The sequence below is a fragment of the Rhodopseudomonas sp. BR0G17 genome, assembly GCF_010907025.1.
Lineage (GTDB): Bacteria > Pseudomonadota > Alphaproteobacteria > Rhizobiales > Xanthobacteraceae > Rhodopseudomonas > Rhodopseudomonas palustris_H.
This window is the reverse complement of record NZ_QUML01000195.1, coordinates 1-408: the sequence shown is the minus strand read 5'-3', so window position 1 is coordinate 408 and position 408 is coordinate 1. Positions and strand designations below refer to the sequence as shown.

Annotated in this window: 1 protein-coding gene; it reads left to right on the top strand. The window is 65.4% G+C overall.

The annotated features are described in order from the left end of the window. Positions 1 to 331, top strand: a 331-nt coding sequence (locus DY467_RS25835) for a cupin domain-containing protein (RefSeq protein WP_164639892.1), incomplete at its 5' end; no start/stop codon positions are given. Between the last annotated feature and the right edge of the window lie 77 nt (positions 332 to 408).

The following is a 408-nucleotide window of genomic DNA, read 5'->3' as shown; positions in this document are numbered from 1 at the left end:
GGGCTGGGAAGTGCCGGCCGGCTATCCCAAGGGCATCCAGCAGAAGATCCTGTCCGGCGGACTCGATGAGGAGAACCGCCGCGGCTCGCGCAGCCGCCTGCTGCGGTTCGAGCCGGGCGAATTCACCACCAAGCCGTTCGTGCACGAATACTGGGAGGAAGTGTTCCTGGTCTCCGGCGATCTGACCGTCGGCAACGACGAGAACGGCAATGGCGGCGAGAGCTTCAAGCCGTTCACCTATGCGTGCCGTCCGCCGGGCGCGTTCCACGGTCCGTTCAAGTCCGAGACCGGCTGCGTGCTGTTCGAACTGCACTACTTCGACCCGGTGTAAGGCATAAGATGACGGACCTCTCCCCCAGCACCTTCTCCGGCTCCTGCCGCGACGTTCGGGCCGATGCTGCCCGGGAC